Here is a 20,157-nt window from a genome sequence, read left to right as displayed (position 1 = left end):
TTTCTCCAGAATCAAGTAAAGTGCGCTATTCAATTAAGAATTAAAAATGAAGAATCATCCCATTTTTAATTCTTAATTTCTTAACTTTTTAGCAATGCTTTAGATGCCGATTCCCCAGCTTTTTTGAGTTGCCGAGTCAGTTGGAAGTTGAGGAAACCAAAGAAAGCAAATTGCGCTAGGAGTGTGCTAACTATGACATTTATCGATGCGTATCTGATGGCATCTAAGGCAAACGGTGTTAGCAGCCACAAACCACCTCCATTTTCTCCCGGATTAATGGATAGAACTCCTAAAATCATCGGGGGTAAGATAATTCCTGCTGCGACTGTACCTCCTGCCCACAGCGATCTTTTGGAAGTTTTCATTAACAGCATGAGCTGGGCTATAGTAGCGCAGATTAACATGAAACTGAGAGTGTAAAGCAAACCTAAGATAATTTGATTGCGATCTCCTGTTTCAGCAAAAATTAGAGTTGCAGGAACAAATAGAGCAGCTACAATCAATAAGTTAACAGCGATAGCAACTACAGCCGGACTCTTTTCTCCCCAAATTAAATCGCGGATTAGAGAATACTTAACTCCTGTTTTTAAGCGTTCTTGACGATATCGCGCCCAATCTTGCAAAGTTTGTCGATGTGGAGAGAGAGCGGCGATTAAGCCAGAGAATACTAACACGATCCCGAAGCCGATAAAATATAACTGGGATATGGTACTAGAGGATTGTAAAATCAATCCTAGATTCAAGATGGTTAAGTAAGCTATCAGTAGATAACTCTGTTTTTTACTAAGAGCAGTGGCATTAGGATTGCGAAAGTAACGCTTTAAAGCTTGCCAAATTAATGCTGTCCAAAGACCATAATTTAATAAGAGAAAGCAGGCTGTACTAGGAGCTGTTTCACCGACAGGTAGATAAAACCATTGCCAATCTTTTAACTGAGAAAGTTGATAGCTGGCATCGCTGTTACCAAAAATTCGCTGAGTTTTGAGAAAAGTCTCAGGAATTAGATGGGGGAGGATAGTGGAAGGAGAAAATAAATTCAGTAAATCCCAGCCATCTTTGGTAATATTTTTGTAACTCAATATCCAGGAAAACAAGAAGACTATCATAGTTCCTAACCAAGGCTGGAAACCTCCCAGCCAGGAACTTACTAGGCCAAATAATAAGGCGGCACTGTAGATAAAAATACTAGCGGCAATGACTAATCCTTCAAAGGTCAAGATTAAAGAAAGGGGAATTTTGGCATTTATTCCTGACCACAAATGTAGAGGGAGGGCTAAAGCGGCTGCTAGATAAAGTAAACTGGGAACTCCTAAGAGTTTGCCCAGAAAAATACTCTGGGTAGACTGAGGACTAAGGCGGATAAAGTTAAGTGTTCCCCGTTTTTCTTCCCTTTCTAAGTCACCGATTAGCATGAAGGTTCCGGCAGTTAGTAAGGCAAATATACCCAGAAAACTAAGCCAGATAAATATATCTAACCACCACTGTTGCCAGTCGATTACAAAGTTACCATTGAGTATGAAGCAGCTAGCCCCGCTGTAGCTTGACTTATTATTACCCGTGCAGTAGCGATTGACGTAGTATTTATCAAGTGGATTTAATACTGGTAGCTGAGTGAAGTGATACATCAGCAAAAGCAGTTGCCCAAATAGAGAAATACCTGTTGCGAGGACGATATTTCGAGTTTTGAATCTACCTTTGATTTCTCGAAATAGCTGAGGATTCCAGTCACCAATTTTTTGAATCTGTGTACTTAGCATTAGATTTTTCTCCAAGTTAAAAAGATGAAAATGATAACCCTGATTTTTTCCTTCTTCCTTCTTCCTTCTTCCTTCATTAAGATGCTTGCTGGTGTCCCATCTTAAGGAAAATGGTTTCTAGGTCTTCTTGGGTGCAGTTGAATTCTGTTAGGGGAATATTGGCAGAGACAAGCGATCGCAACAAGTTTGCAGCATCTTCTCGATTGCCGGAAAAGTGTACGCGGACTTGTTGAGTTTCCGGTACTATTTCCCAACTTTCAACCCAAGGATGGTTTTTCAGTTCAGATGTCAGCACATCTAGTTTACCCAAAGTAGAGAGGAAAATTTGCTGGCGGCTAAGGCGTTTGTAAAGTTCTTCTAAAGGAGCACTTTCGACTAAATATCCGAGTTCCATGATGCCGACTGAGGTGCAGAGTTCTGCTAAGTCGCTGAGGACGTGGGAGGAGATAATTATAGTCATGCCAGCTTCTTGTAAGGCTTTAATTATTTCGCGGAATTGCATTCTAGCGATGGGGTCTAAGCCGGAAACTGGTTCATCTAGGAGTAGTAAAAGTGGCTCATGAATGATGGTTCTAGCTAAGCTGAGACGCTGTTTCATGCCTCGCGACAGGGTGGAAATAATGCTGTTACGTTTGTTAGCTAGTTGGACGAGTTCTAGAACTGCATAAAGTCGTTCTCTTTTGCGAGGATTTCGGAGGTTATAAAGTCTGGCAAAGTAGTCTAAATAATCCCAAACTGTGAGGTCGTCGTAAAGGGGAAAGTCATCGGGTAAATAGCCGAGACGTTGTTTGAGAATGGGGTTGCTTTCATCACAGAGGAGGCGATCGCCATTGATATAAATTTCGCCAGCCGTTGGTTCTTCGGCGGTGGCTAACATTCGCAGGAGGGTAGTTTTACCTGCGCCGTTGGGCCCGATGAGTCCGTAAACTTCGCCGATCGCGATTTGCAAGTCGATGTCATTGACGGCGATATGGCGATCGAATTGCTTGGTAAGTCCGCGAGTGTCGATTGCGAGTTCTTTTGTCATGTTTCTGGGGTGACGGGGATGAAACTTGAGTTTTCGGAGGAAAATTTTTAGTTAAACGGATGGTAGGCAAAACCATTCTCAGCTTATATATCGCTAGAGACAGTTGCCAATTTTGCCCACTCTACAGCTAAGGTATGTCTGAGGTAGTGGGACTTATGCAGCCTGATGTTTGAGGTAGTAAATGCGAAAAAGGTAGTCAGCAGCTAGCCTAGCCTTTAGCTTCAGCGATCGCCAAGGGTATTACGGAAATTGAAACGAGAACAGGACGGATTGAATCTGTGGCTACACCAATAAAACCTGCTGGCGTTGGATGGAGAGGAGAGGCGATCGCTAGCCTTAAATTCAAACTGTTAGTTTACCTATGCTGATACAATTATAACCTGGCAAGAATTTCTCACCTTGCACAAAAATTTCTATCGACCTCAAATCTTCAATCTAAAATCTCCAATTGATATGACTCAGAACTACCGCATTACTCTTTTACCAGGCGACGGCATTGGCCCTGAAATTATGGCAGTGGCGGTAGATGTCCTCAAACTTGTTGGCCAACAATTAGACCTTAGCTTTGAATTCCAAGAAGCATTAATGGGCGGCGTTGCTATCGACGCAACGGGCAACCCGCTACCGGATGAAACTTTGGAAATGTGCCGCAATAGCGATGCGGTATTATTAGCAGCAATTGGCGGTTACAAGTGGGATAATCTACCTCGCCACCAACGCCCAGAAACAGGATTGTTAGGATTAAGAGCAGGTTTAGGGTTATTTGCTAACTTGCGTCCCGCCACAATTTTACCTCAATTAGTTGATGCTTCTAGCTTGAAGCGAGAAGTAGTCGAAGGGGTTGATATTATGGTCATCCGCGAACTTACTGGCGGGATTTATTTTGGTAAACCCAAGGGTATTTTTGAAACGGAAACTGGCGAGAAACGCGGCGTGAATACGATGGCTTATACAGAATCAGAAATAGATCGTATTGGGCGAGTCGGATTTGAAACTGCCATGAAACGCGGTAAAAAGTTATGTTCTGTTGATAAAGCTAATGTCTTAGATGTATCGCAATTGTGGCGCGATCGCATCACCGAACTAGCAAAAGAATATCCCGAAGTCGAACTTTCTCACCTCTACGTTGATAACGCTGCCATGCAGTTAATTCGGTGGCCAAAACAGTTCGATACTATCGTCACCAGCAACCTTTTCGGAGACATTCTCTCCGATGCTGCTGCCATGTTAACTGGTAGTATTGGAATGTTACCATCTGCCAGTTTAGGTGCATCTAGCCCCGGCGTATTTGAACCCGTTCACGGTTCTGCACCAGATATCGCCGGACAGGATAAAGCTAATCCTTTAGCACAAGTTTTAAGTGCCGCAATGATGCTTCGTTACGCCTTAAATCAGCCTACTGCTGCCGATAAAATTGAAAAAGCCGTAGTGCAAGTTTTAGAACAAGGCTATCGCACTGGCGATATTAAATCAGAAGGCATGAAACTGGTAGGTTGTCGGCAAATGGGAGAGGCTTTAATTACGGAATTGAAGAATAGTTTGTAACCAGATCTCTTAATACCATTGTCACAAACCTTTAGGGGCGGGTTCGCCAATAGCTGTTAAAGAATACCCAAAGACTAAAAAACCCGCCCCACCCCGCGAGGAAGTCATTGATTGCAACTCATCCATAAATTTGATACTTTATGTGGAATAACATTGCTACACGCATTACTGAAGTAACAGGAGAAAAGTTTAAGATAGATAACCGCCGTTCAGTTAGTGGCGGATGTATTAATCAAGGGTATCAAATCAGCGACAGTTCCCGCAGTTATTTTGTGAAATTAAATCAAGCATCACAAATAGCAATGTTTGAGGCAGAAATATTAGGATTGCAGCAAATGTGGGATACTCAGACAATTCTAGTTCCTCAACCTATTTGTTGCGGAACAGAGGGAAATTCTGCTTATATTGTGTTAGAATGGCTGGATTTAGGAGGGCGCGGTGATAATCAAGCTTGGGAAAAGATGGGGTGCAAATTAGCAGCGATGCACCAATACAATCCCTCTGATTCTACTTTATCAAGGGCTGGTTTTGGTTGGGATATTAATAATACAATTGGTTCAACGCCACAGATTAATACTTGGACGGAAAATTGGGCTGATTTTTGGGCAGAACATCGGATTGGTTATCAATTAAAATTGGCTAAACGTCGAGGCGGTCATTTTCCCCTTGGGGAACGTTTATTAGCAGCGATCCCCGATTTATTAGCCGACCATAAACCGCAACCTTCTCTAGTTCACGGCGATTTATGGGGAGGAAATGCAGGGGTAATATCTACAGGAGAACCCGTGATTTTCGATCCAGCATCCTATTGGGGAGATAGAGAAGTTGATATCGCGATGACAGAGTTATTTGGCGGCTTCTCGGCGGCGTTTTATCGTGGATATAATGATGTTTTGGCCTTAGAGGGAGGTTATGAGAGGAGGAAGATTCTATATAATCTCTATCACATTTTGAATCACTTTAATTTGTTTGGGGGGAGTTATGAGTCGCAAGCGAATCAGATGATTAATCAGTTGTTGCGGTAGAAGGTAGGATAATTTAAAATATTTAAAACTAGCCATAACTGGAAATTTTTACTTTCCTAATGCTTGTTGACATCGAGCTAAATAGATTTGAGCCACTGTATCTGGCCCAGTTTTTTGCAGACACTCTTCCAACAATTTTTCGGCTTCTTTAAACTCCTTTTGGTGACAAAAAATCAGAGCTTGTTCAAATTTGGTTTTAGTGGCAAATTTAGCATCTCTTAGTGGGGGAGAGTCCGCATCAAAAACTTCATAGACTCCAACTAATTCCACTTTACCCTTGACCTTAGCCTGACCAATAAAGCGGACAGAGTAAGCTTCAGGTTTTTGTAATTCAAAATAGGTGCAATCGCTAATCAGTAATGGTACACCATAGTGTTTCGTTAACTCTTCAATTCGGGCGGCTACATTCACCGTATCTCCGATGACAGTTCCATCCATCCGAGATTTTCCTCCCACTATTCCTAGCATTGATATTCCTGTATTAATTCCAATCCCAATCTTGATGGGTGGAAGATCGGGATTGTGATAAGTGATATTATATTCCGCGAGTGCTTGCAACATCGCAATTCCTGCATTGACTGCATGATCTACGTTACCATTGAATAAAGCCATAATCGCATCGCCAATATATTTATCAATAAATCCATTATTTTCCAAAATTACAGGTTCCATCCACGATAAATAGCTATTGATAAATTTAAAATTATCCTGGGGAGTCATTCTTTCAGATAAACTGGTGAAATCTCGAATATCCGAAAATAACACAGAAATCTCCTGTTGAATTTGATCGCCTAATTGGATATCAATAATACTAGATTTGTCTAATAACTGGAGAAACTGACGAGGAACAAAGCGTAAAAAAGACTCATTTAGTTCTTCCAAGATGCGCTCTTTCTTGTGTAGTTCAGCAATCAACTTAGATTGTTCAAGAGTTAACTGTTTTAACTCCTGGTTCATTCGCACAAATTGAGCATTTTTTTTAGCAATATTTCTATCTTGGTGATAGCTATATATTGCCTCTCTTACAGTTAATATCAGGTCTTCATTCTGCCAAGGTTTAGCAAGATAACGGTAGAGTTTTGCATACTTAACGGCATTAGCTACTGCTTCAATTGTTGCTTGACCTGTAAGCATCACTTTCAGAGTTTTGGGAGAAATATCGTGTACTCTTCTTAACAATTCATCTCCCTTCATCTCTGGCATCACATAGTCAGAAATAATCAGCGGAATTTCATAATTCTCTGCCATCAATTCCTTCAGTAGTTCTAACGCATCTTCACCCCCTTCAGCAATTTCAATGATATAGTCATTGCTCAAGGATTTTCTGAGTTCTGCTTTTAGACTTGTAAGGATAGTTAATTCATCATCAACGCAGATAATTACATTTTTAGTCATGGTTTTTCTAAACCAGATTTAATGGCTTCTATCAACTCTAATTCTGACCAAGGTTTAAATAAGCAGCGATAGAGATTGGCTGATTGCTGAGCGCGTTCTATGGCACTATCATCAGCTTGACCTGTGAGCATTATTTTTACAATTTTGGGAAACTTTTCATGGACGCGAGTTAGGAATTCATCACCCTTCATTCCTGGCATTAGCCAATCAGAAATAATCAAAAGAATACTAATATCTTCATCGTGCAATTCATCAATTAAATCTAGAGCATCATTGGCATCCTCGGCAATTTCATAACTATAAGCATCGCCAAAGGCTTTTCTGAGTTGTGCTTTGAGACTTTGCAACACAACTTTTTCGTCATCTACGCATAAAATGAATGGTTTAGACATGGTGGTAATGGATAATGGTTGATGTTTGATATTTAATTGAGATTAATCATAGGAAAAATCAGCCTATGATGGGAGATTCATGGGTAGAAAAACTGTGAAAGTAGTTTTTCCGGGAACGGATTCAGCTTCAATTGTTCCTTGATGTTTTTCCACAATTTTCTTAACTATATCCAATCCTAAACCGCTACCTTCTCCAGGTGCTTTGGTGGTAAAGAATGGCTCGAAGATGCGCGGAATAATTTCTGGTAAAATTCCCGAACCACTATCCGTAATACTAACTTTTGCTTGCTCTTCAACTTGGGTAACATCAATTGTTAGTGTACCGCGATTATCCATTGCTTGGATAGCATTATGGACAATATTTGTCCAAACTTGATTCAATTCATCGGGATAACAGTAAAAATGCGGTAAATCTATATAGTTACGAATGACAGTTACTCCTTGTTTTAAAGAATTTTGATACAGTGTTAAGACAGTATCAATGCCTTGAATTACACTAGCTTTGATACGCTTACCCGTCTCGTCGTAATGAGCATAAGTTTTTAAGGCAAACACAACTTTTGTTGCACGTTCCGTAGCAGTATAGATGATTTGGGTACTTCTTTGCAGCCCAGAAAGGTTGTAGGCAATTTCTAGAAGATTCCGGCTATCTGAACGTCTGAGTAAAGGAAAGAAGGGTACAATATCTTGATAGATTTCCATATCTATTAAAGTATCTGCGATTACATCAGAATTGCTAATTTTTTCATCTTCCATTTGTCTAATTAATTCTCGCTTTAGCTTCCGAGATTCTTTGAGAGAAACCGTTGAAATTTTGTGAATAGAGCGTTCTACTAAGGCAAAGAAAATTTCAAGTTCTTCTGGAGAAAAGGTGCGAATCATCGTCGGCAATTCTGCGAAGGTTTCAGCCAAATATTTAGACATATTGCCCACTGAAGAACGAATTGCACCTAGTGGGGTATTAACTTCATGGGCGATGCTAGCAACAAGTTGTCCTAATGTTGCCATTTTTTCAGATTGAATTAGTTCTTCTTGGGTAGCTCGTAGTTGTTTTAAAATCGCAGTCAATTCCTCATTTTTCTGTTGCAAAGTCTCATTATTTTGTTGAAGATGCTTTTGCAGAAAACGCATTTGACATTGGGTTTCAACGCGCGCTAATACTTCTTCGGCTTGAAAAGGTTTAGTAATGTAATCTACTCCACCCACAGCAAAAGCTTTGACTTTATCTAGCACTTCATTAATCGCACTGATAAAAATAACTGGAATGTCGCGAGTGACTTCATCGGCTTTAAGTTTTTGGCAGACTTCATAACCACTTATACCTGGCATCATGATATCCAGTAAAATCAGATCGATAGGAATATTTTGGGCAATAGATAAAGCTTGAAAGCCATCTCTTGCAGGTCTAATTCTGTATCCTCGATCTGCTAAAATTCCCGCTAAAAGACGCAAATTTTCTGGAATATCATCAACAACTAAAATATCAGCTTTTTCGGGCATCATCGAATGGTCATTCATGTTATTTAAGTAGAGTTTATGGCGACAGAAAATTTATGTATGCGTTCCCAGTCAAAAACTAGCAACGATAACAATAAGAGGCAATAGCTGATTCGGTTATGGCTTCACCCGTTGAATTAAGAGGGCTATTTTGTCATACTCAAAATTATGTGCTAAACTTGCCAACGCCTCAGCTAGCCCAGGATTTAGGGGGCGCATCTCCTCAATATAGCTATCGACTTTCATCATGTCGGAGAATTTTACAGCTTCTAACAAATTAGCTAATAACTCGCTAGGCAATGCCAAAATAGATGATTTGAGTTCGTCTTGAGTTTGGCTATTAGACTGATGAGCGAAACTTTTAGCGGTAGCTTCTTCATAAATAAAGCGCACACCAATGTGTTTCTCAATCGCAGTAAAAATATCAGCCTCCCGGAATGGCTTCCGCATAAAATCATCGCAACCTGCTGATAGAATCACAGCCCTTTCTTCTTCTAAAACACTAGCAGTCAGAGCAATAATTGCCGTTGCTTGACCTTTAGTGCTACCTTTGATCTGTTTTGTTGCCTCGTAGCCATCCATCACTGGCATCCTCATATCCATCCAGATTAAATGAGGTTCCCAACTATCGGCAATTTCTACCGCTTCTTTGCCATCCATCGCTTCTTTTAAGGCAAAACCAAAGGGATTCAGGAGTTGAATTAGCAGTTGGCGATTGAGGGGTTTATCATCAACAATTAGAATTCGATATTGGGGTTGATTTGGCTCTAAAGCAATTGCTCGTCGTGCTAATTGTTTACTCTCAATTTCGCTCGCATCAACGACGTTGACTTGAATATTAAATTTGAAATTGGTGCCGCTACCAACTTCACTGCTGACCGCGATCTCTCCTCCCATTAACTGCACAAATTTACGGCTAATTGGTAATCCTAAACCCGTACCTTCCTGTGCTTCTTTACCTGTTTGAGTTTGTACAAAAACTTCAAATAACGAGTCTAATTCTTCGGGGGCAATGCCAGGGCCAGAGTCTTCGACTTCAAACCGCAGCATAGTTTTTTCTGATTCATCGGTTATTTGTTTGGTTGCTGTACCTGTGACTAACGATCCACCATCGGTTACTACTCTAACTGAAACGCCTCCTACTTGCGTAAACTTGAGGGCGTTATTGAGTAAGTTAATTAAGATTTGGCGCAGTTTGACTTCATCAGTTCGCACGTAGCGAGGAACATCAGGACTACGCTCAAAAATTAACTGTAAACGTCGATCGTCGGCTTTCAGATGAAACATATCTTCTAAATCATCTAGCAGGCGATAAAGATCGAAGTTTTTTTCGTTGAGGGTAGTGTGTCCCGCTTCAATTTTTGATAAATCTAAAACGTTGTTGATCAAGGAGAGTAGATGCTCCCCGCTACGGCTAATAATGCCGACATTCTCTATGTGTTCAGATGGTAAAGTTTTGCTGCGAGTCATAATTTGGGAAAAACCCAAAATGGCATTGAGAGGCGATCGCAATTCGTGGCTCATATTAGCAAGAAAGATACTTTTTGCTTCGTTGGCAACTTCCGCTTTCTCTTTAGCTTCCGCTAGTTCAGCATTTAACTCATCAACTTTTCTAGCTGCAAGACGGAGCTCGATTTCATCCATGACTATCCCGGCTAGATCGTTCAAAATTCCCATTTCCTGTGGAGAAATAGGACGTGGTTGTTTGTCGATCGCGCATAAGGTTCCCAAGCTATAGCCGTCGTGAGTTTGTAGCGGAGCTCCGACATAAAAACGTAATCCAAAGTCGCTAGTTACCAGGGAATTTGTGGCTGCCCGTGCATCTTTAGTAGCGTCTGTAACAACGTAGATATCAGGAGAAAGAATAGCCGATGCACACAAGCCTGGGGAACGGTCAATTTGCTGAATATCTAAGCCATGACGTGACTTAAACCAAATGCGATCGTTGTCTACTAAACTAACAACAGCAATGGGTACTTGTAGCAGTCGAGCTACAATTGCGGTAACGCGGTCAAAAGTACCTTCGGGGCGTGTATCTAAAATTTCATAACGTTGAAGCGCTTTCAGACGTTCGGTTTCATTGTCAGGAATCAATTTTTGATTATTCATAACCGCTGTTGGAGTGATTTTGAGATTACTTAGTTTTGACTGAATAAGTAGATGCTAAACCTAGTGTTCAAATAGTAGTAGGACTTACGCAAAAGTATTTGTAAAGCTGCCGTCTCAGCATTGAGTATAACCCTGGGATGGCTGCGTTACTAAGCGTGATGCCTAAGTCTTAAGTAGATTAAACCTTGGCGCACCATTGTAGCAAAAGCTCTCGTAATTGTGATATGTTTTAATCTGGGCAATCGCTATTCTCGGAGCAAAGCCATGTCAGAAGATTTTTCCTTCGACGAACTCTTGAACAAAAGTTTTGCCGCCTTCACAGAAGCCGAAAATCAAGTCGGACAGTGCAACGTTTTAGTTATCGGCAAAACTGGCGTAGGTAAAAGCACCCTCATCAACGCCGTTTTTCGCGATCGCTTAGCAGAAACAGGTGTCGGAAGACCTATAACCCAAGGGATTCGCCAATATACTAAGCCCAATTGTCCCATAACTGTCTATGATACCCCAGGACTAGAGCTAAACGCCGAACAAATTAAAATTGTCCAGCTTAATGTTGCTAAACTAATTGACGAGCAAAGGCTCCTACACCCCATAGAACACATTCACGTCGTTTGGTACTGCATTAATCAGGGAACTAATAGAATAGAACCAGTGGAAGAAAACTGGCTCAAAGATATTGAAATCAAAGATGTGCCAACGATCTTGGTACTCACTCAAACCACAAGTAAAAAACCGAGTGAGTTTTTCAAAGAATTAGAACACATGAATTTGCCCGTGAGCCAGATCATACCAGTGCTAGCAGAACCAGAAGAAATTGACGACGATTACACCATTAAAGCACACAGTTTAGATCGTTTAGTACATTATACTTTTCAGTTGTTACCAGAAGTAGCAAAAAAAGCATTTGTTAAAGAACAAATTGCTAGCATTGCTCTCAAAGGCGAGATGGCTTTCAAGTATGTAACTGGTTATGTTGCTGGCTCTGCTATTATTGGGGCAACTCCCATACCCTTTGCTGATGCGCCGATACTTGTGACAGTCCAAACAGCGATGATTGCTAATATTACTGCGATCTTTGGATTGCCCTTTGATAAAGGATTTATCTCTGCTATGTTTTCCACAATTACAGGTGCAAGCGGGGTGACTGCTGTTGGTAGAAATATTGTTACTAACTTACTCAAAATGATCCCAGGTGCCGGCACTTTAGTCGGAGGTGCTATTTCTGGTGCTACGGCAGCAACTTTAACACTTGCTCTCGGTTTAGCTTACATTGAAGTGCTTAAGGCTTATATTAAAGCTCAAATTAATGGAGAAAATATTTCTTTATCCGATCTCAGTAAAATGTTTGTTGAGTTATATAAGGATTATCTAGAGTCTGGACGCAAAACTTTGAAAGAAGACCAACCAATTCCTCCCAAAAATATCAATATTGAGTAATATTAAGGCGGGCGATTGAAATCGCGTCTACACAAATGAAGTCCGCCTACGCGGACTTAAGAAAAGAATAAAATTAGCAAATTTTATGAACTTTAATTCAGGTGCAACAGTCAGCACTCAGTTAGTGCTGGCGGGTTTTAGTGTCGCCGTTGACGAATTGTTGGCTTGACGTAAGCAGGAATGTCATTGAGCTGTACAATAATTTCAGGCTTACTAATCATTAATTATGTCCACCACTTACACTGTAGAAATCCTCCACCAAGGCAAAAGCTATACCATAGAAGTGCCAGAAGATCAAAAAATTCTTACCACTGCCGAGAAAGCTGGTATAGAGTTGCCAAATTCTTGCAATGCAGGAGTCTGTACCACTTGTGCGGCTCAAATTATCGAAGGTAAAGTCGATCAAGATGACTGTATGGGGGTAAGTCCCGAACTTCAGAAAGAAGGATTTGTCTTGCTGTGCATTGCCTATCCCCGCTCTAACTTGAAAATTGAAACAGAAAAGGAAGAGATTGTGTACAATCGCCAATTCGGTCAATCCTGAAAGTAAGCTAGAATTAACAATTGAACCCCTAAAGGTTGCAAATACTACGGAGTCCTCCATGACAACCAATTTCATTACCTTAGAAATTGATCTCCCAGAAACTGTGGAGCAATTGCACGCAGCAATTGAGGCGGAACTCCAAAAACAAGGGGAACCTTTACGCTGGGCCGTTACAGACGTGGATGTGGTGCGGCAAAAGGCTACAATTGAAGGCTACGTGCTCGTAGAAGCGACAAAAGTAGAGATTGAAACACCTGTAACCCCGTGAACCGCCGTCATTTTACAGTGGTTTTGATTGTCCCCACAGGGGTTGGCGCGTCCATTGGCGGCTATGCTGGCGATGCGCTACCAGTTGCCAGAGCGATCGCCCAAATTTGCGATACACTGATTACTCACCCCAACGTTCTCAACGGCGCTCAGTTGTATTGGCCTTTACCTAACGCTCTCTACGTCGAAGGCTACGCCCTTGACAAATTTGCCTCTGGATGCTGGGGTTTGCAGCCAGTTCATCAAAACCGCATTGGTTTAATCCTCGACTCAGGGATTGAACCAGACTTGCAACTGCGTCACTTGCAAGCCGCTGATGCTGCTAGAGCGACATTAGGAATTAATATTACCGATTATGTACTGACAGATATGCCTTTGGAGGTAGAGTTACGCACCTCTAATTCTGGGGCATCTTGGGGTACGATCGCCAATCCGGATAGTTTACTGCGGGCAGCAGAAGGGCTGATTAAACAAGCAAAAGTAGAAGCGATCGCAGTTATTGCCCGATTTCCCGATGACGAAGGCAGCACGCAGTTGCAACAGTACAGGTATGGCCAAGGAGTTGACCCCCTCGCCGGTGCAGAAGCCGTAATTAGCCACTTAATCGTCAAAACCTTTAAAATACCTTGTGCCCACGCCCCCGCCCTGTTACCACTACCTCTAGATTCTCAGATTTCAGCGCGATCGGCAGCCGAAGAAATCGGTTATACCTTCCTACCTTGCGTACTGGCGGGATTAAGTAAAGCCCCCCAATTTGTCACCGAGGAGAAAATTACCCAATCCCCAATAACTGCCGCTGACGTAGATGCAGTAGTCATACCCGCAACAGCTTGCGGCGGCAGTGCTATCCTAAGTCTAATTCAGCGATCGGCAGTGCAAATTATCGCTGTCGCCGAAAATCAAACCCAAATGCAAGCAACCCCAGACAAATTAGGAATTAAAGCTTTACAGGTAAACTCATATTTAGAAGCATTAGGAGTATTAGTAGCTCATAAAGCTGGAATTAATCCAGCAATGCTACACCCCAAAATCCCGCCCTTACATCGCCTATCTATCCAGGCTAATAGCTAATTGGTAATTGGTAATTGGTAATGGCTAATCGCTAATCGCTAATCGCTAATCGCTAATCGCTAATTACCCATCTCCCCTGCTCCCCCGCTCCCCCGCCCCCTGCCCCCTGCTCCCCTGCTCCCCTGCTCCCCTGCTCCCCCGCTCCCCCGCCCCTAGTCCCTTCTTCCAAAGTGCCAGAACAACTTCCTAACAATTCCGAACTCGAACCCCTAACACGCACTCAAATTCTAGTAGCAATGGGAGTGACAGCAGTGATTTTGCTGGCCATTGCCAAATTGTGGCTGCAATTTGGATCTGTTTCCTTGTTACCTGTCAAATTAACACCCTTAGCCTTAATTTGGGGGCTAGCGATCGGCATAACAATTACAGTTGCGAGTACAATCATCTACCGCTTATGGCCAGCTTATCGCCGTAGTGCTGACATTTACTTAGAATTAGTGCTTAAACCCCTATTTTGGCCAGACTTAATTTGGCTGGGACTTCTACCAGGAATGAGCGAAGAATTACTATTTAGAGGTGTAATGTTATCTGCCTTTGGGTTTAATATTACTGCCTTAGTATTATCTAGTTTTTGCTTTGGTATTTTGCACTTGGGAGGGTGGCAACAATGGCCCTATGCAGTTTGGGCAACGGCGGTAGGATTTTTACTTGGGTATAGCGCCTTAGAAACGGGCAATTTATTAGTGCCAATTGTAGCTCATATCTGCACAAATGTAATTTCTAGCTGCATTTGGAAACTAGAAAGCAAAGGATTCAAGTAATAGTTCTAATTCTGACTACTAACTCCTGCCTTTTAGTCGGCTGACAGCTTTCATCCGATGCAGCTACTACCGAGAGAATTTCAGCAATTTTTCCTGTACAGTAAGAACATCGGAGAAATTATTAAATTTCGGTTAAAGGTTGGGGTAATGCGAAATCGGCAGGAGCGGTTACTCTCTAATTTAGATAAAAATAAAAAAGTTAGCGATCGCTCTTCAGTTTCAGAGGCGCTACGGCTGCGCGATCGCGCGATCGCCGCCTCTAACAACGGTATCGTCATCGCTGATGCCAGACTACCAGACTGTCCCATTATCTACTGCAATCCTGCCTTTGAAAGGATCACGGGCTATTCCCAAGCAGAAATAGAGGGTAAAAATTGCCGCTTTTTGCAAGGGCCAGACACCGATCCTGCGGCCCTAGAAGAACTCCGCAACGCTTTGCGGGAAGGGCGTGCTTGTGAAGTAGTCTTAAAAAATTATCGCAAAGACGGAACCCATTTCTGGAACAAACTGGCAATTTCTCCCGTGCGGGACAAAAAAGGCCAATTAACTCACTTCATCGGCGTACAATCCGATATTTCCTACCGCATAGAAGCGCAGGAATCGCTACATCAAGCCACAGCTCAATTGCAAACAATTTTAGAGGCAGTACCGGGAACAGTTTCTTGGATTAGTTCAGATTTACGCTACTTAGGAGTTAACCACCATTTGGCGAGACTTCACGGCTTGTCTCCAGAGGCATTTGCTGGCAAAGACATCGGATTTCTGGGTTCAAGCTCTGAATTTTGCCAATTTGTACGCTCCTTTTTTGCTAGTCCCAAGACAGAAGCAATAGAAGAAATGACCGCAACGCTGCCAACAGCAAATGGGCCGAACCTGCGGCACTATCTGATTGTGGCTCAAAAGTACAATGAGGGTAAAGCAGCTTTCACTATTGGGATTGATATTACTGAGCGCAAGCTAGCAGAAGAAGCACTGGTACTGACGCGCAAAGCTGTGGAAAGTTCTAGCGACGCGGTGGGAATGGCTGATGCTAGAGGCACTCACATCTATCAAAATCAGGCCTTCTCCGAGCTATTTGAATACGAAACTGTGGAAGAATTCAACGCCTCTGGCGGCATACCGATCGTGTTTGCAGATCCCGCCGTTGCTGAGGATGTTCTCAAAACGATTATGAGTGGTAATTCTTGGCGTGGCGAAGTTACTAAGCGCACTCGCACCGGTCAAACCATTCAAGTTTTAATGCGTGCGGATGCGATTAAGGATGCTGCTGGCAAAATTGTGGGACTGATCGGCATCTCAACGAACATTACCGATCGCAAACGCACAGAACAAGAACTCCGCCAAAGCGAACAAAGATTCCGATCGCTAATTGAAAATGCTACAGATATCATCTTGATTGTGGACGCAGACGGGATCTGCCGCTATGTCTCGCCTTCCCAAGAGCGGATTTTAGGCTACTCCAGAGAAGAAGTGCTGGGGGAATCTATATTTAATTGGGTTCACCCCGATGAATTACACCTAGTACGCCGAGTGCTAGATGGGGTAATTAAACACCCCTGCGTGGGTTTAGGCTTGGCGGAATACCGCGTGCGGCACAAAAATGGGAAGGAGTGCGTGTTGGAGGCGGTGGCGACGAATCTGCTCGAAGAACCTGCTGTACAAGGAATTGTGGTCAATTGCCACGATGTGACTGAACGCAAGGCGGCTGAAGACCAATTACTTCATGATGCTCTGCACGATGCTTTGACAGAATTGCCAAATCGAGCCTTGTTGATGGATCGTCTCGGACAAGCTTTGGCTCGCGCTAGACGTAATCCCAATTATCGCTTTGGTGTCATATTTTTAGATTTGGATCGGTTTAAGGTGATCAATGACAGCCAAGGACATCAGGCTGGCGATCGCCTACTCTACGCGATCGCCCGACGATTGATGAGCTGTCTGCGCTCTGGCGATACTGTAGCGCGTCTGGGAGGGGACGAATTCATCATCCTGCTAGAAGAAATCGAAGATGTCAGCGTGGCGATCGCCACAGCCAACCGCATACAGCAGGCCCTCGAACAACCCCTACACCTAGAAGGCCACAAAGTTACTGTCACTGCTAGCATGGGCATTGCCCTCAGTACCCCTGAGTATCAGTGGCCAGGGGACATCCTGCGAGACGCAGACATTGCTATGTATCGGGCGAAAGCTCTCGGTAAAGCTCGCTATCAGGTGTTCGCGGCTGCTATGCACACCCACGCTGTGGCGCTGATGCAGTTAGAGAGCGACTTACGCCGAGCGGTAGAGCTTACTTGCGGGGAAGAAGGGGCTGAAGAAGGGGCTAGGGGACAGGGGCTAGGGGCTAGGGAAAGAGAAGAAGAGACTGGGGACTGGGGACTAGAGATTAGAGAAACAGAAGAAGAAAATTCTTCCCTAGCCCCTAACCCCTATACCCTAATCCCTTCTTCAGCCCCTCACCCCTCACCCCTCACCCCTTCTTCCCCCTTTGTCCTTTACTATCAGCCGATCGTTTCCCTCAGTCGTGGTATCGTAGTCGGGTTTGAAGCTCTAGTACGCTGGTTGCATCCAGAACGGGGTTTGGTAACACCCGCAGAGTTTATCCCTGTAGCAGAAGAAACTGGATTGATCGTACCGTTAGGCCAGTGGGTACTACGGGAAGCTTGCAGTCAGATGGTTAAATGGCAAAAGAGCTTGAAGTCTCACACCCCAGGCGAGTTCGACTTCAATTGTAGAGGTGTAAGTTTGAACTCGAATCCTGAATTGTGGGCACAGCAGTTCCAACTTGGAGATATAGATTCTAGTTCAAAATTAGATAACACTTTATTTGGTTGTGACTTGGAAGTGTCGGTAGACGACAACCAGTCGCTTCGGCATCGCCCACTCATAAATAAGGCAGTGGAGGAGCCAAATTTGCCAATTCCCAGTTGTGAATTACCCGTTTCTAATTACCAATTACCTCTTCCTAATTCTCAACTGACCATAGCTGTTAACCTTTCGGGCAGACAATTTGCTCAGCCTGACTTAATAGAGCAAATTAAACAAGTGCTAGAGGAAACAGGTTTAGATGGTCAGTATTTAAAGTTAGAAATTACGGAAAGCGTGGTGATGGAAGATGGAGAATCAGCCGTGACGATGCTCTCGCAATTGAGAGATTTAGGGATTCATCTATGTATTGATGACTTTGGGACGGGCTATTCTTCTCTCTCGTACCTGCACCGTTTCCCAATTAATACTTTGAAAATCGATCGGTCTTTTGTCAGTAGGATGGGTGTAGATGGCGATAATTCTGAGATCGTGCGTGCGATCGTCATGTTAGCTCACAGTTTAGGTATGGATGTAGTGGCGGAAGGCGTAGAAACTTCCCACCATCTCGCTCAATTGCGATCGCTTGGATGCGAATTTGGTCAAGGATATTTTTTCTCTAAACCTGTAGACAGCGAAGCGGCGACAGCTTTGCTAAGTCCTGCACTCCAATGGTAAGTCGAAGGAAGAAGGAAGAAGGAAGAAGGGGGAGATGGGGGAGATGGGGGAGATGGGGGAGATGGGGGAGATGAGGAAGATGAGGGAGATGGGGGAGATGGGTAATTAGCCATTAGCCATTAGCCATTAGCCATTAGCCATTAGCCATTAGCCATTAGCCATTAGCAATTACCAATTACCAATTACCTAATTTACATCTTGCAGCTTAAACCTCCAGCTTTTTTGCTAAAAATAGCATTTTCTCGGTAGTCTACAGGGCAGTCAATCACAGCAGGTAAATCTTGGGCAAGGGCTTCTTTGAGTATAGGAATTAAATCACTTGCAGCTTCAACTCGATAGCCTTTCAAACCCATACTTTCGGCAAACTTCACAAAATCTGGATTGCCGAACTTGATGAAAGCTGACTTGCCAAAGTAATCTTCTTGCTTCCACTCAATCAAGCCATAACCGCCATCATTAAAGATGAGAGTAACAAAATTAGTACCTACTCGCAGCGCAGTTTCTAACTCTTGGCAATTCATCATAAAACCGCCGTCACCGCTTACCGCTACTACTTTCCTGTCGGGATAAACAAGTTTAGCTGCGATCGCGCCTGGAATCGCAATTCCCATCGCCGCAAACCCATTAGAAATTAAACAGGTATTGGGGCGATCGCAGTGGTAGTGACGGGCCATCCACATTTTATGAGCGCCCACATCTGAGATCACAATATCATCCGGGCCCATCACCTGCCGTAAGTCGTAAACTATTTTTTGGGGCTTAATAGGAAAACCATCATCTTTAGCATAGCGCTCGTAATCGGCGCGAATATCGGCTCGTAATTGTACGGCAAATGGTTCTGGTTTTCCCTTGCGATCTGTCCGCCGTAAAATTTCATTCAAAGAGTCAGAAATATCGCCTAAAACTTCTACAATAGGAATATAGCTGCTGTCAATTTCTGCTGGATCAACGCCAATGTGGATAATAGGAATGGTGCCTTGAGGATTCCATTTCTTGGGCGAATACTCAATTAAGTCATAGCCAATGGCAATCACTAGATCGGTATTATCAAAAGCGCAGCTAATGTGATCCCGCTTCTGTAAACCCGCCGACCATAAGGCTAACGGATGAGTATAAGGAATCATTCCTTTGCCCATAAAAGTATTAGCAACGGGGACATTTAAATGAGTGGCAAATTCCGTTAAAGCCGCACTTGCATTAGCACGAATTGCTCCATTGCCAACTAAAATTAGGGGATTAATAGCTTTAGAAATGGCGACTGCTGCTTTATTGATACTCTGAAAGCCACCATAGGTTTTTTCCCGATCGTCTTTGTTAAGCGGAATACCCTCAACCTCCATTGCCGCAATATTTTCTGGCACATCTATGTGAACTGCTCCTGGTTTTTCGCTCTGAGCAATTTTAAATGCTTTGCGGACAATTTCGGGAGTAATACTAGGGCGCACAATTTGAGCATTCCATTTAGTAACTGGAGCAAACATTGCGACCAAATCTAAATATTGATGAGATTGTGTGTGCATCCTGTCTGTCCCGACTTGTCCCGTAATTGCTACTAGGGGAGCACCGTCTAAGTCAGCATCAGCAACGCCAGTGATTAAATTGGTTGCACCTGGCCCCAAGGTAGATAAACAAACGCCGGCTTTTCCTGTCAAACGTCCGTAAACATCAGCCATGAAAGCTGCGCCTTGTTCGTGGCGAGTGGTGATAAACTTAATTGAAGAATTTCTCAAGGCTTCTAAAACTTCGAGATTTTCTTCACCAGGGAGTCCGAATACGTATTCTACGCCTTCATTTTCCAGACATTTCACTAATAATTGAGCTGTATTCATTTCCGTTTTTCTCCTCTGTAA

Annotated in this window: 16 protein-coding genes; 8 read left to right on the top strand and 8 right to left on the bottom strand. The window is 43.1% G+C overall.

What is annotated here, in order from left to right; genetic code table 11:
• Positions 1-80 precede the first annotated feature (80 nt).
• The 3 genes from OSCIL6407_RS0120575 to OSCIL6407_RS35505 all read right to left on the bottom strand — a co-directional run bounded on the left by OSCIL6407_RS0120575 (position 81) and on the right by OSCIL6407_RS35505 (position 3,130).
• On the bottom strand, positions 81-1,757 hold the full coding sequence (locus OSCIL6407_RS0120575; protein ID WP_007357640.1) for a hypothetical protein: 1,677 nt from the start codon (positions 1,755-1,757) through the stop codon (positions 81-83).
• 76 nt (positions 1,758-1,833) lie between these two features.
• Entirely contained in the window at positions 1,834-2,784 is a 951-nt protein-coding gene (locus OSCIL6407_RS0120570) for an ABC transporter ATP-binding protein (RefSeq protein WP_007357639.1), read from the bottom strand.
• Between the two features lie 208 nt (positions 2,785-2,992).
• Positions 2,993-3,130, bottom strand: coding sequence for a hypothetical protein (locus OSCIL6407_RS35505; RefSeq protein ID WP_155523413.1), 138 nt, complete (start codon positions 3,128-3,130; stop codon positions 2,993-2,995).
• A 107-nt stretch (positions 3,131-3,237) separates the two neighbouring features.
• On the opposite strand from OSCIL6407_RS35505, the gene leuB reads away from it, so the two are divergent.
• Entirely contained in the window at positions 3,238-4,329 is a 1,092-nt protein-coding gene (gene leuB, locus OSCIL6407_RS0120565) for a 3-isopropylmalate dehydrogenase (RefSeq protein WP_007357638.1), read from the top strand.
• A 140-nt stretch (positions 4,330-4,469) separates the two neighbouring features.
• The gene (locus OSCIL6407_RS0120555) at positions 4,470-5,354 is read left to right on the top strand and encodes a fructosamine kinase family protein (RefSeq protein WP_007357637.1); all 885 of its coding nucleotides are present in this window, start codon (positions 4,470-4,472) and stop codon (positions 5,352-5,354) included.
• Between the two features lie 48 nt (positions 5,355-5,402).
• On the opposite strand, the gene OSCIL6407_RS0120550 is transcribed toward OSCIL6407_RS0120555, so the two are convergent.
• From OSCIL6407_RS0120550 to OSCIL6407_RS0120535, 4 genes are all read right to left on the bottom strand, one after another.
• Positions 5,403-6,749 carry an adenylate/guanylate cyclase domain-containing protein gene (locus OSCIL6407_RS0120550; RefSeq protein ID WP_007357636.1) on the bottom strand — a complete coding sequence of 449 codons (1,347 nt, stop codon included), beginning with the start codon at positions 6,747-6,749 and terminating at the stop codon, positions 5,403-5,405.
• Complete coding sequence (locus tag OSCIL6407_RS0120545; protein ID WP_007357635.1) at positions 6,746-7,141, bottom strand: response regulator; 396 nt, start codon at positions 7,139-7,141, stop codon at positions 6,746-6,748. Before OSCIL6407_RS0120545 ends, OSCIL6407_RS0120550 begins: the two co-directional genes overlap by 4 nt.
• Positions 7,142-7,204: 63 nt before the next feature.
• Positions 7,205-8,659, bottom strand: a complete 1,455-nt coding sequence (locus OSCIL6407_RS0120540) for a sensor histidine kinase (protein ID WP_007357634.1) — start codon at positions 8,657-8,659, stop codon at positions 7,205-7,207.
• A 96-nt stretch (positions 8,660-8,755) separates the two neighbouring features.
• Entirely contained in the window at positions 8,756-10,747 is a 1,992-nt protein-coding gene (locus OSCIL6407_RS0120535; RefSeq protein WP_007357633.1) for an ATP-binding protein, read from the bottom strand.
• Positions 10,748-11,011: 264 nt separating this feature from the next.
• Here OSCIL6407_RS0120535 and OSCIL6407_RS0120530 point away from each other — a divergent pair, with 264 nt between their 5' ends.
• The 6 genes from OSCIL6407_RS0120530 to OSCIL6407_RS0120495 all read left to right on the top strand — a co-directional run bounded on the left by OSCIL6407_RS0120530 (position 11,012) and on the right by OSCIL6407_RS0120495 (position 18,307).
• Complete coding sequence (locus OSCIL6407_RS0120530) at positions 11,012-12,184, top strand: YcjF family protein (protein WP_007357632.1); 1,173 nt, start codon at positions 11,012-11,014, stop codon at positions 12,182-12,184.
• A 226-nt stretch (positions 12,185-12,410) separates the two neighbouring features.
• Positions 12,411-12,728, top strand: a complete 318-nt coding sequence (locus OSCIL6407_RS0120520) for a 2Fe-2S iron-sulfur cluster-binding protein (protein ID WP_007357631.1) — start codon at positions 12,411-12,413, stop codon at positions 12,726-12,728.
• Between the two features lie 58 nt (positions 12,729-12,786).
• Entirely contained in the window at positions 12,787-12,996 is a 210-nt protein-coding gene (locus OSCIL6407_RS0120515; protein ID WP_007357630.1) for a hypothetical protein, read from the top strand.
• The gene (locus tag OSCIL6407_RS0120510) at positions 12,993-14,066 is read left to right on the top strand and encodes a DUF3326 domain-containing protein (RefSeq protein ID WP_007357629.1); all 1,074 of its coding nucleotides are present in this window, start codon (positions 12,993-12,995) and stop codon (positions 14,064-14,066) included. Before OSCIL6407_RS0120515 ends, OSCIL6407_RS0120510 begins: the two co-directional genes overlap by 4 nt.
• 170 nt (positions 14,067-14,236) lie before the next feature.
• Positions 14,237-14,827 (top strand): CPBP family intramembrane glutamic endopeptidase, encoded by a 591-nt coding sequence (locus OSCIL6407_RS0120500; protein ID WP_007357628.1) that lies wholly within the window; start codon positions 14,237-14,239, stop codon positions 14,825-14,827.
• Between the two features lie 57 nt (positions 14,828-14,884).
• The gene (locus OSCIL6407_RS0120495) at positions 14,885-18,307 is read left to right on the top strand and encodes an EAL domain-containing protein (protein WP_007357627.1); all 3,423 of its coding nucleotides are present in this window, start codon (positions 14,885-14,887) and stop codon (positions 18,305-18,307) included.
• Positions 18,308-18,498: 191 nt separating this feature from the next.
• Here OSCIL6407_RS0120495 and OSCIL6407_RS0120490 read toward each other — a convergent pair whose 3' ends face one another.
• Positions 18,499-20,136, bottom strand: coding sequence for an acetolactate synthase large subunit (locus OSCIL6407_RS0120490; RefSeq protein ID WP_019487611.1), 1,638 nt, complete (start codon positions 20,134-20,136; stop codon positions 18,499-18,501).
• Positions 20,137-20,157 lie beyond the last annotated feature (21 nt).

Source organism: Kamptonema formosum PCC 6407, assembly GCF_000332155.1.
Lineage (GTDB): Bacteria > Cyanobacteriota > Cyanobacteriia > Cyanobacteriales > Microcoleaceae > Kamptonema > Kamptonema formosum.
The sequence above is the reverse complement of the archived record's forward strand: the minus strand, read 5'-3'. Positions and strand labels throughout refer to the sequence as shown.